8 protein-coding genes are annotated in these 18,412 nt (G+C 47.0%); all 8 read right to left on the bottom strand.

What is annotated here, in order from left to right:
• Positions 1 to 33 precede the first annotated feature (33 nt).
• Entirely contained in the window at positions 34 to 1,521 is a 1,488-nt protein-coding gene (locus H5647_RS07575) for a glutamate synthase subunit beta (protein WP_045857577.1), read from the bottom strand.
• Positions 1,522 to 1,535: 14 nt separating this feature from the next.
• Positions 1,536 to 6,131, bottom strand: a complete 4,596-nt coding sequence (gene gltB, locus H5647_RS07570; RefSeq protein ID WP_045857575.1) for a glutamate synthase large subunit — start codon at positions 6,129 to 6,131, stop codon at positions 1,536 to 1,538.
• A gap of 424 nt (positions 6,132 to 6,555) precedes the next feature.
• The gene (gene pta / locus H5647_RS07565; protein WP_045857573.1) at positions 6,556 to 8,697 is read right to left on the bottom strand and encodes a phosphate acetyltransferase; all 2,142 of its coding nucleotides are present in this window, start codon (positions 8,695 to 8,697) and stop codon (positions 6,556 to 6,558) included.
• Complete coding sequence (locus H5647_RS07560; RefSeq protein WP_045857572.1) at positions 8,697 to 9,896, bottom strand: acetate/propionate family kinase; 1,200 nt, start codon at positions 9,894 to 9,896, stop codon at positions 8,697 to 8,699. The genes pta and H5647_RS07560 overlap by 1 nt, the downstream gene beginning before the upstream one ends.
• Before the next feature lie 331 nt (positions 9,897 to 10,227).
• Positions 10,228 to 11,184 carry a glycosyltransferase family 2 protein gene (locus H5647_RS07555; protein WP_052691929.1) on the bottom strand — a complete coding sequence of 319 codons (957 nt, stop codon included), beginning with the start codon at positions 11,182 to 11,184 and terminating at the stop codon, positions 10,228 to 10,230.
• 24 nt (positions 11,185 to 11,208) lie between these two features.
• Positions 11,209 to 12,954: a cyclic peptide export ABC transporter gene (locus H5647_RS07550; RefSeq protein ID WP_045857571.1), complete on the bottom strand. Its 1,746-nt coding sequence runs from the start codon at positions 12,952 to 12,954 to the stop codon at positions 11,209 to 11,211.
• A gap of 20 nt (positions 12,955 to 12,974) precedes the next feature.
• Positions 12,975 to 16,382: a non-ribosomal peptide synthetase gene (locus tag H5647_RS07545; protein WP_045857569.1), complete on the bottom strand. Its 3,408-nt coding sequence runs from the start codon at positions 16,380 to 16,382 to the stop codon at positions 12,975 to 12,977.
• Positions 16,379 to 18,412: an AMP-binding protein gene (locus H5647_RS07540; protein WP_045857567.1), complete on the bottom strand. Its 2,034-nt coding sequence runs from the start codon at positions 18,410 to 18,412 to the stop codon at positions 16,379 to 16,381. Before H5647_RS07540 ends, H5647_RS07545 begins: the two co-directional genes overlap by 4 nt.

The following is an 18,412-nucleotide window of genomic DNA, read 5'->3' as shown; positions in this document are numbered from 1 at the left end:
TCCATCAGGCGCTCTTTTACACACAGATACACTCTAGGGTAAAAAGCTTTCACCCATCAAAAAGCTATCAACTTCTCGTGCAGCACGACGCCCTTCATCAATAGCCCAAACAATCAAGCTTTGCCCACGACGTGCATCACCACATGCGAACACACCCTCTATGCTTGTGTCGAACTTATCGTAATCGGCTTTAGCGTTGCTGCGCGGGTCGGTTTCAACACTTAAGTCTTCTAGTACTTTTTGTTCTGGCCCTAAAAAACCCATCGCTAAAAAGACTAAATCGGCAGCGTAAACTTTTTCCGTACCCACTAATTCGCTTGGGCGCATGCCTCCGTTATCGGCCTTCACCCATTCGATATTGACCGTGTGAACCGCTTTTACATTACCTTGTTCGTCGGCTTCAATTTTTTTCGTCATTACTTGATACTGACGAGGATCATCACCTTGAAGAGCGATGGCTTCACTTTGGCCGTAATCCACTAATAACGTTTTTGGCCATTCTGGCCACGGATTATTCTCGGCACGCTGCTCGGCAGGGCGCGGCATAATTTCTAGTTGTGTAACGTGTTTGCAACCATGGCGCAAAGACGTGGCCACACAATCGGTACCCGTATCGCCACCCCCAATAATCACCACATGCTTATCTTTGGCGTTAATGTACTGACCATCTTTGTGGGTACTATCCAATAGGCTTTTGGTGTTTTTACTTAAAAACTCCATAGCGAAATGAACACCGTTTAAGTGACGGCCTTCTACCGGCAGATCGCGCGGTGCAGTTGCACCGGTAGCCAAAACAATTGCATCGAAATCTTGCTGCAATTGTTGTGTGGCAATATCTTTTCCAATTTCGGTATTGGTTTCAAAGGTAATACCTTCTTCTTTCATTAGATCTACACGGCGTTCAACGATGTGTTTCTCTAATTTCATATTGGGTATACCGTACATCAACAAGCCACCGATGCGGTCTGCACGCTCATATACGGTAACTAAATGGCCGGCTTTATTTAATTGCGCCGCTGCAGCCAAGCCAGAAGGGCCGGAGCCAATAACCGCTACCTTTTTACCGCTGCGCTTTGCAGGCGGCTCGGCAACAACCCAGCCCTCTTTAAACGCACGCTCTATGATGGCGTATTCATGGTGTTTTATGGTTACCGCTGGGGCATTAATACCAAGAACACACGAACCTTCACACGGAGCAGGGCACACTCGCCCGGTAAACTCGGGGAAATTATTGGTGCGGTGTAGGCGCTGGATAGCTTCTTCCCAGCGCCCTCGGTAGATCAAATCATTCCATTCGGGAATTAAGTTGTTCACCGGACAACCAGCCACTTTAGGCGCATATTGACTAGCGCCGCTTTGACAAAACGGTACGCCACAATCCATGCAGCGCGATGCCTGCTCACGTATTTCACCTTCAGGCATATGTTCGTGAACTTCTTGCCAATCAACTAAACGTTTTTGTGGATCTCGGTCTGCCGGCAGTGCGCGATCGACTTTTAAAAAACCTGTTGGATTACCCATTTTTTCGCGCCCCCTTAGTTCGCAGCCAGTGTAGCCAGATGCATATCAAATGCAGCTTCGGCAACTTTTTGTTCATCATTGTATTGGCCGCTATTGCGCGCCTCTTTCATATAACCTTGCATACGTTTGTAATCGACCGGCATCACTTTTACGAATTTTGGTAAAGACAATTCCCAGTTAGCCAATAAGTTTTCAGCCACATCTGAACCCGTGTGATCAAAATGTTCTTCGATTAACGCTTTAAGCTCGGCAATATCATCTTCGTTTTCAGCTTTTTCTAGTTGTACCATTTCCATATTGCACTTGCTGGCGAAGTCGCCTTGAGTATCCAATACCCACGCTACACCACCGCTCATGCCAGCCGCAAAGTTACGGCCGGTTTCACCAAGAATAATGGCCATACCGCCGGTCATATATTCGCAACCGTGATCGCCTACACCTTCAACAACGGCGGTAACACCGGAGTTGCGCACGCAGAAACGTTCGCCCGCTATGCCGCGTATAAAGCCTTTACCCGCAGTTGCACCGAAGAAAGCAACGTTACCAATAAGAATATTGTCACGCGGTTCAAACGGCGAAATTTTTGGCGGGTACACCACCAGCTCTGCGCCCGACAAACCTTTACCAAAGTAGTCATTCGCATCGCCTTCTAGTTCAAAACGTAAACCTTTCGCGGCGAAGGTGCCAAAGCTTTGACCGGCCGAGCCGTCAAATTTCACATCAATGGTTTTATACGGTAAACCTTCTGCTCCATAGGCTTTACTGATTTCGTTAGAAATCATGGTGCCCACAGTGCGGTCGGTATTCACAATATTTTTGTGTAAGGTAACGGGTTCGCCGTTCTCAAGCGCCGCTTTAGCTTCACGTATTAGATCACGGTCAACAATATCGTCGATTAAGTGTTTTTGTTTCTGGCTGCAATAGAGTGTGTCGCCGTCGTGTGCAGGTACTTTTTTCAATAACGCAGAAAGGTCTAAATTTTTCAGTTTCCAGTGGTCTAGATCGTCGCGCTTACTTAGGCATTGCGACTGCCCTACCATCTCTTCGATAGTACGGAAACCTAACTCTGCCATAATTTCGCGTAAGCCGCGAACCATCATGGTGAAGAAGTTGACGACGTGATCGACTTGACCCGCATAGCGTTTACGCAATTCTTTATCTTGCGTGGCGATGCCTACCGGGCAAGTATTTAAATGGCATTTACGCATCATGGTGCAACCTTCAACAATCAATGCCGCGGTTGCGATACCCCACTCTTCTGCGCCTAGCAAAGTCGCGACAGCGAGATCGCGTGGGGTTTTCATTTGACCATCGGCCTGCACGGTAATACGGCTACGCAAACGGTTGGCCACTAACGTTTGATGCGTTTCGGCCAAACCTAATTCCCAAGGTAAGCCCGCGTGCTTAATGGAGCTTAACGGTGATGCACCGGTGCCACCATCGTAGCCAGCGATTAATACCACGTCGGCATAACCTTTACACACTCCGGCGGCAATGGTGCCCACACCGGCTTCGGAAACTAGCTTCACATTAATGCGCGCCTCACGATTAGCGTTTTTCAGATCGTAAATTAGCTGGGCTAAATCTTCGATAGAATAAATGTCGTGATGCGGCGGTGGAGAAATCAAGCCAACACCGGGGGTTGAACCTCGCGTACGGCCAATCCAGGCATCCACTTTATGGCCGGGTAATTGGCCTCCTTCACCGGGCTTTGCACCTTGAGCCATTTTAATCTGTAGTTCATCGGCATTGGCCAAGTAATGGCTGGTAACACCAAAGCGACCCGAGGCCACCTGTTTAATGCGGCTTAGCATTAAATCGCCATTTTCGTCGGGTTTAAATCGAATTGGGTCTTCACCACCTTCACCACTATTACTCTTACCGCCAATGCGGTTCATGGCTTTTGCCAAGGTGGTGTGTGCTTCCCACGAAATAGAACCAAAGCTCATGGCGCCTGTGGCAAAACGTTTAAATATTTTTTCGGCGGATTCTACGTCGTCGATTGAAACAGACGGGCGATCAGCATCGACATTAAGCAAGCTACGCAACGTAAATGATGCGCTAGCTTGATCGTCTACCGCACGTGTGTACTCTTTAAACTGCTCGTAATCATTGGCGGCGGTGGCGTGTTGCAAGAGTCGAATAGTGGTGGGGTTAAACAAATGGCGCTCGCCATCGTGACGCCACGCATAATCACCGCCACTGTGCAGCACATCGTCGATGTGAATACGATTTTCTGACGGGTATCCTTCACGATGCTTGGCCAACGTTTCTTGCGCTATGTCATCAAGGCCAATCCCTTCAATACGGCTAATCGTACTGGTGAAATACTGTTTAATAACACTGCTATTAATACCGAGGGCTTCAAAAATTTGAGCACCCTGATAGCTCTGTAGCGTTGAAATACCCATTTTAGAAAATATTTTTAGTAGACCGCTGTTCACAGCTTTACAATATCGCTGAAGTAATTGGTCGTTCGTTAATGCGCTTTCGAGTGTCCCTTCATCACGCATAGCGTACAGGGTTTCAATCGCTAAATAAGGGTTAACCGCTGCGGCGCCATATCCAATTAAAGTGGCAAAGTGATGGGTTTCACGCACATCAGCCGACTCTACAATAATCTCTGCTTTAGCACGCAAGCCATCACGAATTAAAGAGTGGTGGACAGCGGCCGTGGCCAGCAAGGCCGGTATTGCAGCGTGATCGGAATCCACATTGCGGTCACTCAAAATTAAAATTGAGTAGCCTTCATTAACCGCATCTTTTGCATGGCGACATAAACGCTCTAGCGCGGCTTCTAACTCACCGGCAGTTTTATTGGCACGAAAAAGTGTGTCCAAGGTTTTGGACTGCAAATGCTCTTTATCGATGTGCTTTAACTTGGCTAACTGCTCGTTACTTAACAAGGGCTGATCAATTTCGACCTTGCGACAATGTTCTGGTGTTTCACTTAATAAGTTACGAGAAGCACCCACGTAGGTACGCAACGACATTACCATTTCTTCACGAATAGGGTCGATGGGTGGGTTGGTAACTTGCGCGAATAATTGCTTAAAATAATTTGATAAATTTTGCGGGCGGTCCGACATAACCGCTAAGGGGTTGTCGGCTCCCATCGCGCCAAGAGGCTCTTTGCTGGTGCCAATCATTTGCGCGAGGATTAAGTTTTCATCTTCGTAGGTATAGCCAAACGCCTTTTGGCGCATACGCAGGTTTTCAACAACGGGAATTGGGTCTGCCGGCGTAGGCAAATCACTTAACTCTATCTTGTTATTCGCTAACCATTCGCCGTAAGGCTGACGCGCACAAATTTCGCCTTTAACTTCGTCGTCACTAATAATGCGGCCTTGGTTTAAGTCGGCAATAAATATTTTACCGGGCTGCAAACGACCTTTTTTAACAATGCGCGACGGATCAACACAGAGAGCGCCGGTCTCAGACCCCATTACCACGGTGTAGTCATCGGTAACTAAATAACGTGAAGGACGCAGGCCATTGCGGTCGAGGGTTGCGCCCACGACTTGGCCATCGGTAAAGCTGACAGAGGCTGGGCCATCCCATGGTTCCATCACGTTGGCGTAATATTCGTAAAAGGCGCGTTTAACGGGGTCCATATCCGTTTGGCTTTGCCACGCTTCCGGGATTACCATCATCATCACTTGAGCCAGCGGGCGACCGCTAAGCAGCAATAATTCAATCACTAAATCTAAGTTCGCCGAATCTGAGCTGTCACGGTTACAAATAGGATGCAACAGCTCTATTTCTTCTGGAGTGAAATTAACGGATTCAAAAAGCGCTTGGCGAGCCATCATCCAATTAATGTTGCCTTTTACGGTGTTAATTTCACCGTTGTGGGACAAAATGCGAAAAGGCTGGGCGCGCCGCCATGCAGGGAATGTATTCGTCGAGAAACGGCTATGGAACATGGCAATGGCCGATTGTAATTTTGGATTACGTAAATCCAAATAGTATTGGGCCACCTGCGCTGTTGTAAACTGCCCCTTGTACACGATGGTGCGGTTAGACAGCGAGGCGATATAAAATTCGTCTTTCTCGCAATCGACTCGATCATACGCTTGGTACACGCTGCTTTTTCGCAAGACATACAGCTTACGCTGAAATTCTTCTTGGCTAATTCCGTCTGGCTTAACAATAAACGCCTGCTCAATCATGGGCTCGCTGTTACGTGAGGCAAAGCCTAGGCTGGCATTATCACCCGGTACCTTTCGGTAGCCCGTCACACTCAACCCTAACGCAGAGGCACATTCTTCTAGTACCGTTCGGCATTGGTTGGCTACGGCTTCGCTATTAGGCATAAACAACATGCCAACCCCGTATTCTCCCACTGCGGGCAGCTCAAAACCTAAGGTCTTAGCCTCTTCAGACAGCAACTCGTGCGGGATTTGGATAAGAATACCCGCGCCATCACCGCTATCGACGTCATAACCGGTACCACCACGATGCTCCATACAGGTCAGCATGGTGAGGGCGTTTTCTACAATCTCATGAGACGCTCGTCCCTTAAGGTTAGCCACGAAGCCTATACCGCAAGCATCGTGTTCGAATTCTGGATGATAGAGCCCACCTTGAGGGGGAGTATGCTGTTTCATAATGTTTCTCACTACTGTTCTTTATTACGCCCAAAAACACCCTCTAGACAAATAAACCGCGCGGATGTCGACCAGCGCGGTTTATTGAGGTGCCAATTTAGCAGGGCTTAACGATTATACCGTCACCGATGGCTGCTAAGCGCCATTGGTAAATGCTTTGATCAATCGCAACATGTCCGAAACTGCTGCAATAACGGCAATAAGAGACTAGCTGTCAGTTTGTTGATAAAACTCTGATGTTTCAGAAAGTCAAAAACCGAGACAATAACCCGCTGGCCCTTAGGATAAAACCTCAAATAACACATGGGTACTTACATGCAATCCCTTTCATTCAACATCGAATAGGAGGGTTTTAAGTTTTTATCCTATCGCCCAGTTCACATCGGAGACGCTGGCGAATTGTCAACAAACAGGCAATTAAAGTCTAATTGTTATTCTGTTCAGCCTGTATGGCCGTCAAGGCAATGGTATAGACAATGTCATCTACCAATGCGCCACGGCTCAGGTCATTTACGGGTTTTTTCAAACCCTGCAATACTGGGCCAATGCTAACGACGTTTGCACTTCGCTGCACGGCTTTATACGTTGTATTGCCCGTATTAAGGTCAGGAAATACAAATATTGTTGCTTTTCCCGCCACAGGGCTGTCGGGCGCTTTAGAAGCCGCAACACTGGCAATAGCCGCTGCATCATATTGCAGCGGGCCGTCAATGACCAGATCTGGACGCAGTCGTTTGGCGATTTTCGTCGCTTCACGCACTTTATCGACGTCACTACCGACACCTGAGACACCTGTAGAGTAACTAATCATGGCAATTCGAGGCTCAATACCGAAGGCGAGAGCCGAATCAGCCGACTGAATGGCGATATCGGCTAAATCGGCCGCATTGGGGTTAGGGTTGACGGCACAATCACCGTAAACCAGTACTTGATCGGGCATTAACATAAAGAAAATAGAGGATACGAGCCGTGTTTCAGCTCGGGCTTTAATAAGCTGTAAGGCGGGGCGTATCGTATTCGCGGTGGTGTGCACCGCGCCACTCACCAGACCGTCTACCTCGTTTTGCGCCAACATCATGGTGCCCAGCATTACCTTATCTTCCAATAACGCTTCCGCTTGCGGCGGGCTCACGCCTTTGTGTTGACGCAATTCCACCATGGGCTGAACATAACGGGCACGAATCTCATCGGGGTCCTGTATTTCGATACTATCGGGCAGCGTTAAACCTTGTGCTTCGGCCACTTGCCGAATCTGCTCGCGATTTCCCAATAACAAGCAACGCGCGATTTTGCGTTCTGTACAAGCAATGGCCGCTTGAATAGTGCGTGGCTCCGCCCCTTCGGGTAATACAATTTTTTTGTCCGCCAATTGCGCTTGGCACATGAGGTGATGCCGAAAAGCGGGAGGCGACATGCGCACATCTTGAGGTAGGGCGGCGCGGTTCGTCAGCCACTGAATATCAACCGCTTCAGCCACAGCATCCATAACGTCTAACATACGGGGCACATCATCGGCGGGCACTTCATTGCTCATATCATCCAACCGCTGTACTGTCGTTAGTGAATCATATTCCGTTATAAGTACCGGTAAACCCGTATTGATAGCACCGCGACACAACGCCATCACCCGCTCATCGGGCACTAAATCACCCGTAAACAAAATACCAGCCAAGGGCACGCCATTCAGTACGCTCTGTGCAACTGCCAATAAAATATCGGTGCGATCGCCAGGCGTAATCACTAACGTACCGGCCTTTAGTGCAAACAGCATATTAGGGACTGTGCGTGCGCAAAGCACTACAGAGGTAACACGACGCTGGTCCATATTGCCCGCATGCAACACTCGCCCGCGCAGATGATTCACAATATCAAGCGTGCGCGGTGCTATAAAAGAAGGGTTCCAATGAATAATGCCTAAACAACGAAAGTTTGCGTGACCAAACACCGGCAATTTTCGTTTAACCTCATCAAGGCTGCGCTCCCGAACTTCCCAGCCGTCGAGACTATCATCCGTTTTAACCCGCTGGCTCTCCTTCGGCGGTGCGCCAACCTTGTTCAGTATGCAGCCCAATAAACGTGGGTTGTCGAACCCACCAAATTTACTCGCCGTGATATTAATGCGCTCATTCAGCTCTGAAGACGAATACTGCCGCTTTGCAGCCACCAGAATAATATCGCTCCCTAACGTACTCGCTAAACGCTGATTTAACCGCGCGATATAGTCTTCATTCGCCCTAGGCACAAGCCCTTCCACTACCATAACGTCTGCATCACGGGCCGACGCCTGATAGTTAGTAATCACTTCCTCCATAAGCTGGTCCAGTTTTCCCTGAGCCACCTTATGCTGCGCATAGGCCAAACTTATCGATTCACCGGTTTGTAATCCCACGGTTTCTCGAATTAAGTGCGTCGACCGACCAGGGCCAATATCGGAGCCGTAGATTTGCGCAATAGGCTTAAAAAACGCCACACGCACACCCAGTTGATCGAGCGCACGCACAAACCCCAAACATACCGATGTAAGACCTGTTCCCGATGTTGTGGGAGCAATATAAAAGCTATGCATCAGGCGTTACCTCTAGTTAGTAAACGCACACTATCGCGTGCAATCATTGCTTCTTCATTCGTTTTAACCACCATTGCCACAGGGCTGTTATCCTTCGTAATCACGCCGCCAAACGATCGACCATGCTCCTGATTACGGTCCAAATCGACCTGAAAACCGAAAATAGCCAGCTGCTCCAATACCCGTGTGCGAATACACGGGTTATTCTCGCCAATGCCACCTGTAAACACTAGCGCATCAATGCGCTGAAGGGAGGCGGCCAGCGCAGCCAGTTGCCGAGCAAGACGGAAGCAAAATACCTCAATGGCCATGGCCGCCTGAGCATTTCCTTCCTCCTCCGCCGCCAATATCAGCGTGCGCATATCGTTACTTAGCTCAGATAAACCGCGCAAACCCGATTCATAATTCAACATATGGGTAATATCTTTAAGCGACCATCCCAACTTATCGTGTAGGTATTGATGCAAACTTGGGTCAACATCGCCCGAGCGAGTGCCCATCATCAACCCTTCCAACGGTGTTAGCCCCATGGTGGTATCCACACTCTGGCCATTTCTCACCGCAGTGGCACTGCAGCCGTTGCCTAAATGCGCGATTAACAGATGGCTATCGGACGCTGGTAGCTCCAATTGTTTAAGCGTAGTTTCTGCAACATAGCGATGGCTAGTGCCATGAAAACCATAGCGGCGCACGCCCTGCTCCCGATAAAGCGCATAGGGGATAGGGTATAAAAAGGCTTTGCGAGGTAAGCTTTGATGAAAAGCCGTATCGAATACTGCAACCTGAGGAAGGTGAGGAAAAAGCGCCTCTATTCGCTCTATACCGAGAATATTAGCGGGATTATGCAAGGGAGCAAGCCCGGAACATGCCCGAATATCCGCCAATGAACGTTCGTCAATACGCACAGACTCGGTAAACACTTCGCCCCCATGAACCACCCTATGGCCCACAACTGCAATATCTTTAAACGTTAAGCCGAAGGTAGGCAAAACTTCCACCAGCAACTCTATCGCACGCTCATGGGCTCCCACCAACGGTACCTGCAACGGTGTACCTTGCTGCGGAACCACACGCATAGAGGCTTGCGGCGTACCGAGATTTTCGGCAACACCGGCTAAGAAGGGCACTTCAGTATCTAACGGAAAAAGAGAAAACTTGAAAGACGAGCTACCACTGTTAAAAACAAGCACATACTGCATAGGTTTAATCACTTACGTCTGTTACGACCGAACATTCGAAAAATCTATGATAGTGTGAATTAAGATCCTTTTTTTTGATATGAGCTTAAGATACTGAAAAAAGATGGGGTTTCTTCCTGCAGCACAACACTTTTAATCGCTCAGATAATCGCTCAGAGCCAAAGATTGAGGTAGAAAAGGACTAAAAACGGGCCTCCCCCGCAAACGCTGTACCCCAGCGCCTCATTAGAAAGGCCTCTACAGAAGATCAATACGCGCCAATGTGGGATGGGACGCCGCAAGTATCACGGCGCCTACCCCTAACCAAATACCCTGAAGGGGCCTTTACGGTTTAAGCTGATGCTCGGCTAATACTTAAACCGCACCATTTTTTTATGGTCGACGTCATATAGTGCACCGTTCGATAACAGCCCATATTAAAATACGACCAATAGTGCCCCAGCGTTAAAAATTCTTGGAAAAAATATTTCGTATCGCTGAAGTTACCGTTATTGATATACACCAGCGAGGCCCAACACAGCTGTGTGTGGTACACCTTTCGATTATCGGCCAAATAAGCCCTATGCTTACGAAAAATACGCTCGTAGATGTTGAGGTCGGCATATTTCGTATAATTGGTTGAAAGGCGCTCCACATGGGTTTCATGCTTAATCATCCCAATATGAGGGATGGCTCTGGCTTTTATGCCTTCACTCATTACGCGCACAAATAATTCCGTATCTTCGCCTACGGGAAAATCTACATCAAAATTACCACAACGCTGAAAAACAGAACGTTTAAGCGCAACACCGTAACTTGCACCTATATACGTTGCGTCATCATCTTTATACAGTTTTATTTCTTTTGTCTTCCAGTCTGAGGCCGTCACAACCGCCTTGTCACTATCGGCATAAAAAACACGTACCCCGCTCCAGAAAAACTCTACATCGGCATCGGCTAAAATCGCTTGATGTAACGTCGTTAAATAATCATCGGCCAATTCATCGTCGTCGTCTAAAAACAACACCCATTCAGCTCGCGCTTGATCAATGCCAAGATTACGTGCATTGGCCACACCATGAGCGCCAGTATTCTGAATATATCGCACGCTATCATGCTCTAGGCACGACAAGGAAAGCGGCTCCGCTGTTGGCCTATCATCCACTACAACAATTTCAAATGCCGTAAAGCCTTGTGCAACAAGGCTACCAATGGCCCTTTCGAGCATTCCAGGCCGACCACAGGTCGGCACAACAATCGAGAAAAACGGAACCTGCTTGGATGCCACGGTATCAATTTTGTTAACCATTATAAAATCCTCGTTATGCGTTTATTAAGCCATCTCTGCCAGCGGCTCGAACACGGTACCCTTAGTTTCAATCACACGATTGAGCGCTTCGGACTTAATTTCTTGAATAGAATTTACACGCCCATCTTCCATCGTAATAACGCGATCAGCATGATTAAAATAACGATCATCGTGGGTAATAACGATCACCAATTTATTGTCCTTTCGCATTTCAGGCAAAATACTTTGGTAAAATATTTTCTTAAAGGTTGGGTCTTGATCCGCCGCCCACTCATCAAACACATAAATGTCTTTGTCTTCCAACAAGGCGACCATCAAGGCGAGTCGTCGACGCTGTCCATCAGAAAGATCGGTGGTTGTAAACCGACCATCGATAAGTTCAGTTTTACCCGAAAGCCCTAACATATTGAGATAAGTATTCACCTTGCCCATATCAACCGTGGCGAGATCGCAATATATCTTCGAAAAAAGATAATAATCAGAATAAATAACCGATATACGTTCTCGTGCAGCAGCAATATTAGAGCGATCAATACAAACGCCGTCGAAATACAAGTTACCCGACGACGGCAAATAATGAAGCGATAACAACTTGCTTAACGTTGTCTTGCCTGAACCATTACCACCCACAATGAAATTGACCTGACCCGGTTTGAAATCAACCGATATAGGCGCAAGCGAAAAAGTGCGATCGGAGGACGAATTTGGATATTGATACGTGAGTTTATCGCCACCAAAGGAATGCCATGTAGGCGGTATGTTGTCAGTTTCTGTTACCTGCATCTCTTCTTCGAGCTCATACAGCGCTTCAATTCGAATCATTGCAATTTGCCCTACTTTAAATTGCTGCATCATGCCTAAAATATGAGCAAGCGGGCCAGCGATATACAGTAAAGCCATTACAACCCCGTAGGTTTCTGCATTATCCAAAGTCATGTAGGTAGGCAGGATAAAGACCACAGAACCAATAATAAAGAAAGACAGTAAGTCGCTTGAGGTTCCCGCAAAATGAAATATTGCATCTGCAATTTTTTCTAATCGTACGCTGCGGTTAACCGGGTCTAACAGCTCCTCTTTACGAAAACGTTCCGACTTTTTTCCATTCAGTTTTAATTCATAGGCGCCCATCACTAAGCCACGCACCCCTTCCTGAATTACATCTTTAATTGCGCGGGCCTTCTCATACTTTTTCTGTGCGAGTGTAACCGGCAGCTGAAACATAAATAGACCTACGACTATGGCCCCCACCACTATGCCAAATACGCTAATGTTCAAAAACGCGAGATATCCCAACATCCCTAAAATGGTAACAAACGATACCACCAGTAATGGAATGGTAATCGCTGCATTAGCAACGCTATTCACATCATCACTGAGAATGTTCAGCAACCGTGAAAACCCAACATTTTCGATGCTATCGGTACGTGCGCGGCTAATGGTATCGGCAACACTCATTTTGAGATCGGCAGCCGCCGATTTAGCAATACTATTAACGAGTATCACCGACCCTAGCTTGGTAAACAAAATGGCTGTTACGGTAATAAAAAACATGGCAGCATAAGATGATTGATCAAACTCAAAAGATACGCCCGCCACACTAAAGGCCAAACCACTATCGGCTTCGGCCGCAATCCCTTGAATAACAAAAGGGATAATCAAGCTATAAAGCGCACCCGCAATTGCTCCAACAGAAACCGAGAAAATCAGTAGTCTAGGTGCTTTTTTATAGAGTAAACCCACAATAGAAAGTTTTTGTTTATTCGTCTTCATGTCATTCTCCAGAATAATGCTTATACGGCGAGCTCTTCGAAATCGCTTTCCAATAAATGGTCGGAAATAATCAATTCCGTTGCAAATTTTTTCTGCAAAGCCTTTTCAATTCGGCCTGCACACAGTCTAACGTTCGATGCTTCAAACATAGTTTTTAGCGGCAAATCAACTTCATATTTTGCTCGCAACTTTGCCACTAATTTAGATGCCATTAGTGAATGGCCACCAATCTCGAAAAAGTTATCCGTTACACCGATAGTTTCTCTGCCCAAGACCTCTGCCCAAAGCGCTAGAATTTCATGCTCCAACGATGAATCGGGCGCTTCTGAATGTGAGGAAATCGTCGGCAAAGGTAGTTTCTTTCGGTCGACTTTCCCATTGGGGTTCAACGGAAAACGCTCTATCGATTGAATGATGGACGGACGCATATGGTCAGGAAGATAAGCCGATAAATGCTCACGAATTGCATCGCGTTGCACACTCGACTCACCTTTCTCATCACTAATACCCACAAAGAAAAGCACCAGCGTTTTCTCGTTGTTAGCTAAGGTCATCACTTGCGCGATAGCCTTTTGAACAAAAGCCAAACTATCCACAAGCGTTTCAATTTCACCCAGTTCGATACGCACACCGCGTAAACTCACTTGATTATCAACGCGCCCTAGAAACTCATAATGGCCATCCCTTAAACAACGGACTCTATCCCCTGTTTTATACAGTTTTTTAGTGCCGAGGAAAGGGCTGTCAACAAAGCTTTGTGCGGTCACGTCGGGCTTGTTCAGGTACCCGTTAGCCAGTGATTGCCCACCGATATATAGCTCACCAGGAACACCAATGGGCTGCTCGCGCAGATGCTCGTTGAGCACATAAAAAAATGCGTTTGAATGAGGCCTGCCAATACAATAATGCGCGTGTTTTTCAGCTGTTGGCTCGTAACTACTGCACACCACCGAAGACTCCGTCATGCCGTAGAGTTCCAGAATCTGGATGTTTGGCCGCCACTCACGTAATGCCTCGAGCAATTCATGGGAAACAGCTTCACCGCCTACCAGCAATAATCGTAAATTAGGATACAACGTGGTAGGGCCACTTTTCACATTATCGAGCCACTGCTGCATTAAACTTGGCACCGCATGAAAAACAGTAACGGTTTGGGTATTGGCAATTAATTCGGACAAATCTTTCACCGCGACCTTTGGAATTATTTCAACCACACCGCCGTTGGTAAGGGGCAATAATATTTCCAATAACGATACCCCAAAGGCTTGCGAACCTACCGTTGGCATAGAATCGTTCTCAGTAAAATTCATTCGCTGTGCATTCGCTTTTAACGAATGAAATAAACTTTTATGGGGCACTAGCACACCTTTAGGTGCACCTGTAGAACCCGAGGTGTAAATAACATAGGCCGGCAACTCAGGATTACTCGAAAGCGGATACTGGAGATCAGTAGTGTTTTCGAGGATAGTCGACACCATTACAATATCTGCGGAATCTGGTAAACACGCTGCTCTAGCACCATTATCAACGATAATTAAGGATGTGTTGGCATCGTCAACCATGCGATTAATGCGCTCTGTCGGGTAATCAAAATCCAAAGGTACGTAAATACTGCCCTGTTTAAAAATACCCAGCATCGCAACAATCAGTTCAACCGAACGTTCAAGGCAAACGCCAATCGGTTTCGATTCGCCTTCCGTCACGGTATGCAGATACTGAGCGACCGCATCTGACTGGCGATCGATATCGGCATAGGTAAAGCTACGTTCACCCTCGCGCACAGCAATTGCGCTGGGGTTAGCTTGCACTGCGTCTAAGAATGAGTGATGTAAAGTATCGGCGATAGGCTCATCTAACGGCGCTAGAGAAGACTCTTTCAAAGGCGCGACTAATGAAAATTGTGCATGGCCGAGAATGGCACTTGTATCCGTTAACCACTGATCAAGAATACACTCGAAGTGTTCGGACATTGCGATGATAGTCTCGAGCGAGAACAAATGAGTGTTAAATTCCCACTCTAAACGAGGTATCTTCGCATCGGTAAAACAATGAACGGTGAAATCAAACTTGGATACATTTTGACGATGATCGCGCAACGCAACTGACACGCCGTCTAGGTCGAGGTTTCGCGCTGCATCTTCTTGCATCACCAACATTATTTGAACAATAGGGTTGCACGAGAGACTTCGTACAGGGCAAACCGCATTGACCAATGCATCAAATGGGTATTGCTGAAATCGCTGGGCGTTCTGGCTAACATCCTTTGCCTGGGCCACTAATTCTGAAAACGACTGTGTTTGCTCTGCGTTGTAACGCAACGCTAAAGTATTCGCAAACAAACCAACCGTCTCGACGAATTCAACCGGGTTTCGGTTCGACATTGCAGTACCAAAAACAATATCACTTTCGCCACTATACCGCGCTATAAACCCCGCGAAAGCGGCCTGCAATAGTGTAAAGGTTGTAGTATTGTGCGCTTTCGCTTCAGATTTCAGTTTATCAATAATCTCTAGTGATAACGTGTGGCGATAGGTATCACCCGTGACCGGCAATACGGCAGGCCGAGGGTAATCCGTTGCGACACTGTGAATATCGGGCGCGTCGGCTAAGCTTTCTAACCAATAGTGCTCGGCTTCTACAAACGCTTTACTATCGCGCCAATCTTCGTTCCAGTGTGCAAAATCAGCATAACAATAGTCAGACGTCGCCGAAGACATCGCATCGGTGTCACTGATTGTTTGTGCTTGCGCGTACCCATCGCTAATATCTTTAACAATCTGTTTTGCACTCCAACCATCGGCTGCAATGTGATGAATATTGAGGCTCAAAATATAGTGTTCATCGGCAATTTTAAATAGTACTACCCGAATCGGAATTTCTACCGACAAGTCGAAACAGTAATTTGCCTCGTCCTGCAAACGCATCTTTAACGTTTCAGATTCAAATTGTACGTCAACCGTAAGGTCACGCAGCTGTAAAGTAGCGGTCGGAGCGACACCTATTTTTCGGACATATTTCCCAGCTTTAAATTCGTAGGTAGAACGAAGAACATCATGTTTCTGTACCAGCGCATCGATCGACGCGGATAACGACCTAAGGCTCAGTTCACCGGTTATGGTGTAGGCTGTCGGGATGTTGTAGTAGGTCTCGCCCTCGGAGAGCTCTTCCATAAACAACATGCTTTCTTGGGCCATCACAACAGGGCTTTCGTATTCGCCACTTTTTACATCATCACCTATCATAGGTACCGCACGGTCAGCGCGGTCCAATCTTTTAAGCAATTCAATAAGTTCGCTCTTTGTTTCACGTACCTGCTCAAGTATTTCGTCTGATACGTTATCGCAATTTTTAAGCGCGATACGCCCATCCTCCAACGCAACATCTGCGCCTGCTTTAAACAACGCGCGTAATAATCTATTCGCCTTCATATCATTATCACCTTTCCAGATGTCGCTTCTGCGCGCTGATTTGAACGCACAACATAATCGCTTTTCAATTGGATATACTCTGCCATTTTTGCAACCGTCGGCATTTCCAATAATTCTTCGTGGCTAAAGCACACCTCGGAGTAAGCTTTCTTAATCTTCGAAGCAATCTCGATTGCTGACAACGAATTGCCACCTCGATCGAAAAAGTTGTCATGCAAGCCGAGGCAATCCAGATTTAGAACGCCTTTCCATATTGCGCTAATCGCAGACTCAACCTCCGTTAGCACCTCCTCTACCACTACGGCAGGAGTACCTGTAGACATTATTTCCAGCTCACCTTTCACATATAACGCCTTAGTGGCGGCACGCTGTATTTTTCCGCTAGAAGTTACCGGTATACGGTTAGGTTTTAGCAATATCACTTCTTCAACACTTAAGGAATGATCATCAAATACCGCTTGTCGAACGGCGCTACAGACTTCATCGAAATCAATTTTTCGTACAAACTTACGATCAACTTCTGCTGCCACCACCAGTTTTTCGATACCGTTAGAGTCTACGGAAAACGCCGCGCAATAACCGGGTCTTAAGGCTTCATGGCTTGTCACGCTGGAGTGTTCGATATCTTGAGGGTAATAGTTCTTGCCGTGAACAATAATCACATCCTTCATGCGGCCAGTAACAAATAGTTCACCTTTTACTACCGAGCCAAGATCGCCCGTTCTAAAGTAGGCTGCGTCTTCAGTACCTGCATTTACAATTGATTGACCGAACACTTCTTTCGAAATTGTGGCTAAATCCCAGTAACCTGGTGACAAGCTCGGCCCTGAAAACCAAATTTCACCTACGCAGCCTTCCGGTAGTTCTTCTTTGGTATTAGGTTCTACGATTTTCAACGAATGGGGCGAAAGTGCTCGACCACAACTGACAACATCAACGGACGAATCATTCGCACTGTCATCAATAACCAGTTTGTTTTCCGCTAATTCACGCTTGTCGACTGACAGCAAAGTAGGGCCATCTTCACGCGTACCACCTGAAATAAAGACGGTGGCCTCTGCCATGCCATAGCCAGGATAGAATGCAGCGTGGCTATAGCCACACTCGCCAAATTTACGAGAGAAATTCTTTAAGGTTTCCGCTCGAACCGGTTCAGCCGAATTAAATGCCACTTTCCAACAGGAAAGATCGATGTCTTGTAATTCCGATTCGTCTATGCGGTTTACACATAGGTCATAAGCAAAATTAGGTGCGCCGCAAACACTTCCCCTGTAACGATTAATTGATTGCAGCCAAATTAAAGGGTTACGCACAAATGTTGCTGGGGCCATCATGACCGACTGCACACCTAGGTATACAGGCCACAGTAAAGTACAGACAAGGCCCATATCATGAAACAGCGGCAACCAATTCACGAAGATATCATCGCCATTGGCATTGTTCGTTAAGGTTAGCGATTCAGTATTCCCGAGGATATTGCCATGGGTGATCATCACGCCTTTAGGCACACCGGTAGAACCGGAGGTATACTGTAAAAACGCCACATCTGCTGGGTTAAAACGTGCAAGGTCAAAAGCCTTTAGTTCCAATGCGCTATTGTTCGTTAGTACATGAAATTCCAGCGGCAGGTTATCGGTATTTTGTTGTGCCCAAATACGCTTTAGATTCTCAGATTCTGCTTCGGCCACTAGCGCCAATGTTGAGTGACAGCTTTCACACACTTTCACCAACCTATCTGACTTCGTACTTTTTCTCGGTGGATACAAAGGCACCGCTATCATTTCGGCTAACAAGCAGCCATAGAATGACGTGATGTATTCCAACCCTGGGGGATAGAACAGTAAAATCCGGCTGCCTTTTTCAGCAAACGACGCTAAGTAAGTCGCAACGGCGCGCACTTCCTGCCAAAGCGCTTCATTGGTTAGCTCATTCGCTTTCTCGCCGGTTTCATTCAAAAATGTAAACGCAATACCCAGTGGGTTTTCAAACGCGTTTCTTTCGATGTAATGTAAAATTGTATTACTTTCCAT

This window comes from Teredinibacter purpureus (assembly GCF_014217335.1).
Taxonomy (GTDB): Bacteria; Pseudomonadota; Gammaproteobacteria; order Pseudomonadales; family Cellvibrionaceae; genus Teredinibacter; species Teredinibacter purpureus.
This window is presented reverse-complemented; position numbering and strand designations above follow the sequence as displayed.

Coding starts and splice junctions, on each gene's coding strand:
- H5647_RS07545 (WP_045857569.1), bottom strand. CDS start 16,382: ATGAAGGCGAATAGATTATTACGCGCGTTGTTTAAAGCAGGCGCAGAT.
- H5647_RS07555 (WP_052691929.1), bottom strand. CDS start 11,184: ATGGTTAACAAAATTGATACCGTGGCATCCAAGCAGGTTCCGTTTTTC.
- H5647_RS07560 (WP_045857572.1), bottom strand. CDS start 9,896: ATGCAGTATGTGCTTGTTTTTAACAGTGGTAGCTCGTCTTTCAAGTTT.
- H5647_RS07540 (WP_045857567.1), bottom strand. CDS start 18,412: ATGGAAAGTAATACAATTTTACATTACATCGAAAGAAACGCGTTTGAA.
- gltB (WP_045857575.1), bottom strand. CDS start 6,131: ATGAAACAGCATACTCCCCCTCAAGGTGGGCTCTATCATCCAGAATTC.
- H5647_RS07575 (WP_045857577.1), bottom strand. CDS start 1,521: ATGGGTAATCCAACAGGTTTTTTAAAAGTCGATCGCGCACTGCCGGCA.
- H5647_RS07550 (WP_045857571.1), bottom strand. CDS start 12,954: ATGAAGACGAATAAACAAAAACTTTCTATTGTGGGTTTACTCTATAAA.
- pta (WP_045857573.1), bottom strand. CDS start 8,697: ATGCATAGCTTTTATATTGCTCCCACAACATCGGGAACAGGTCTTACA.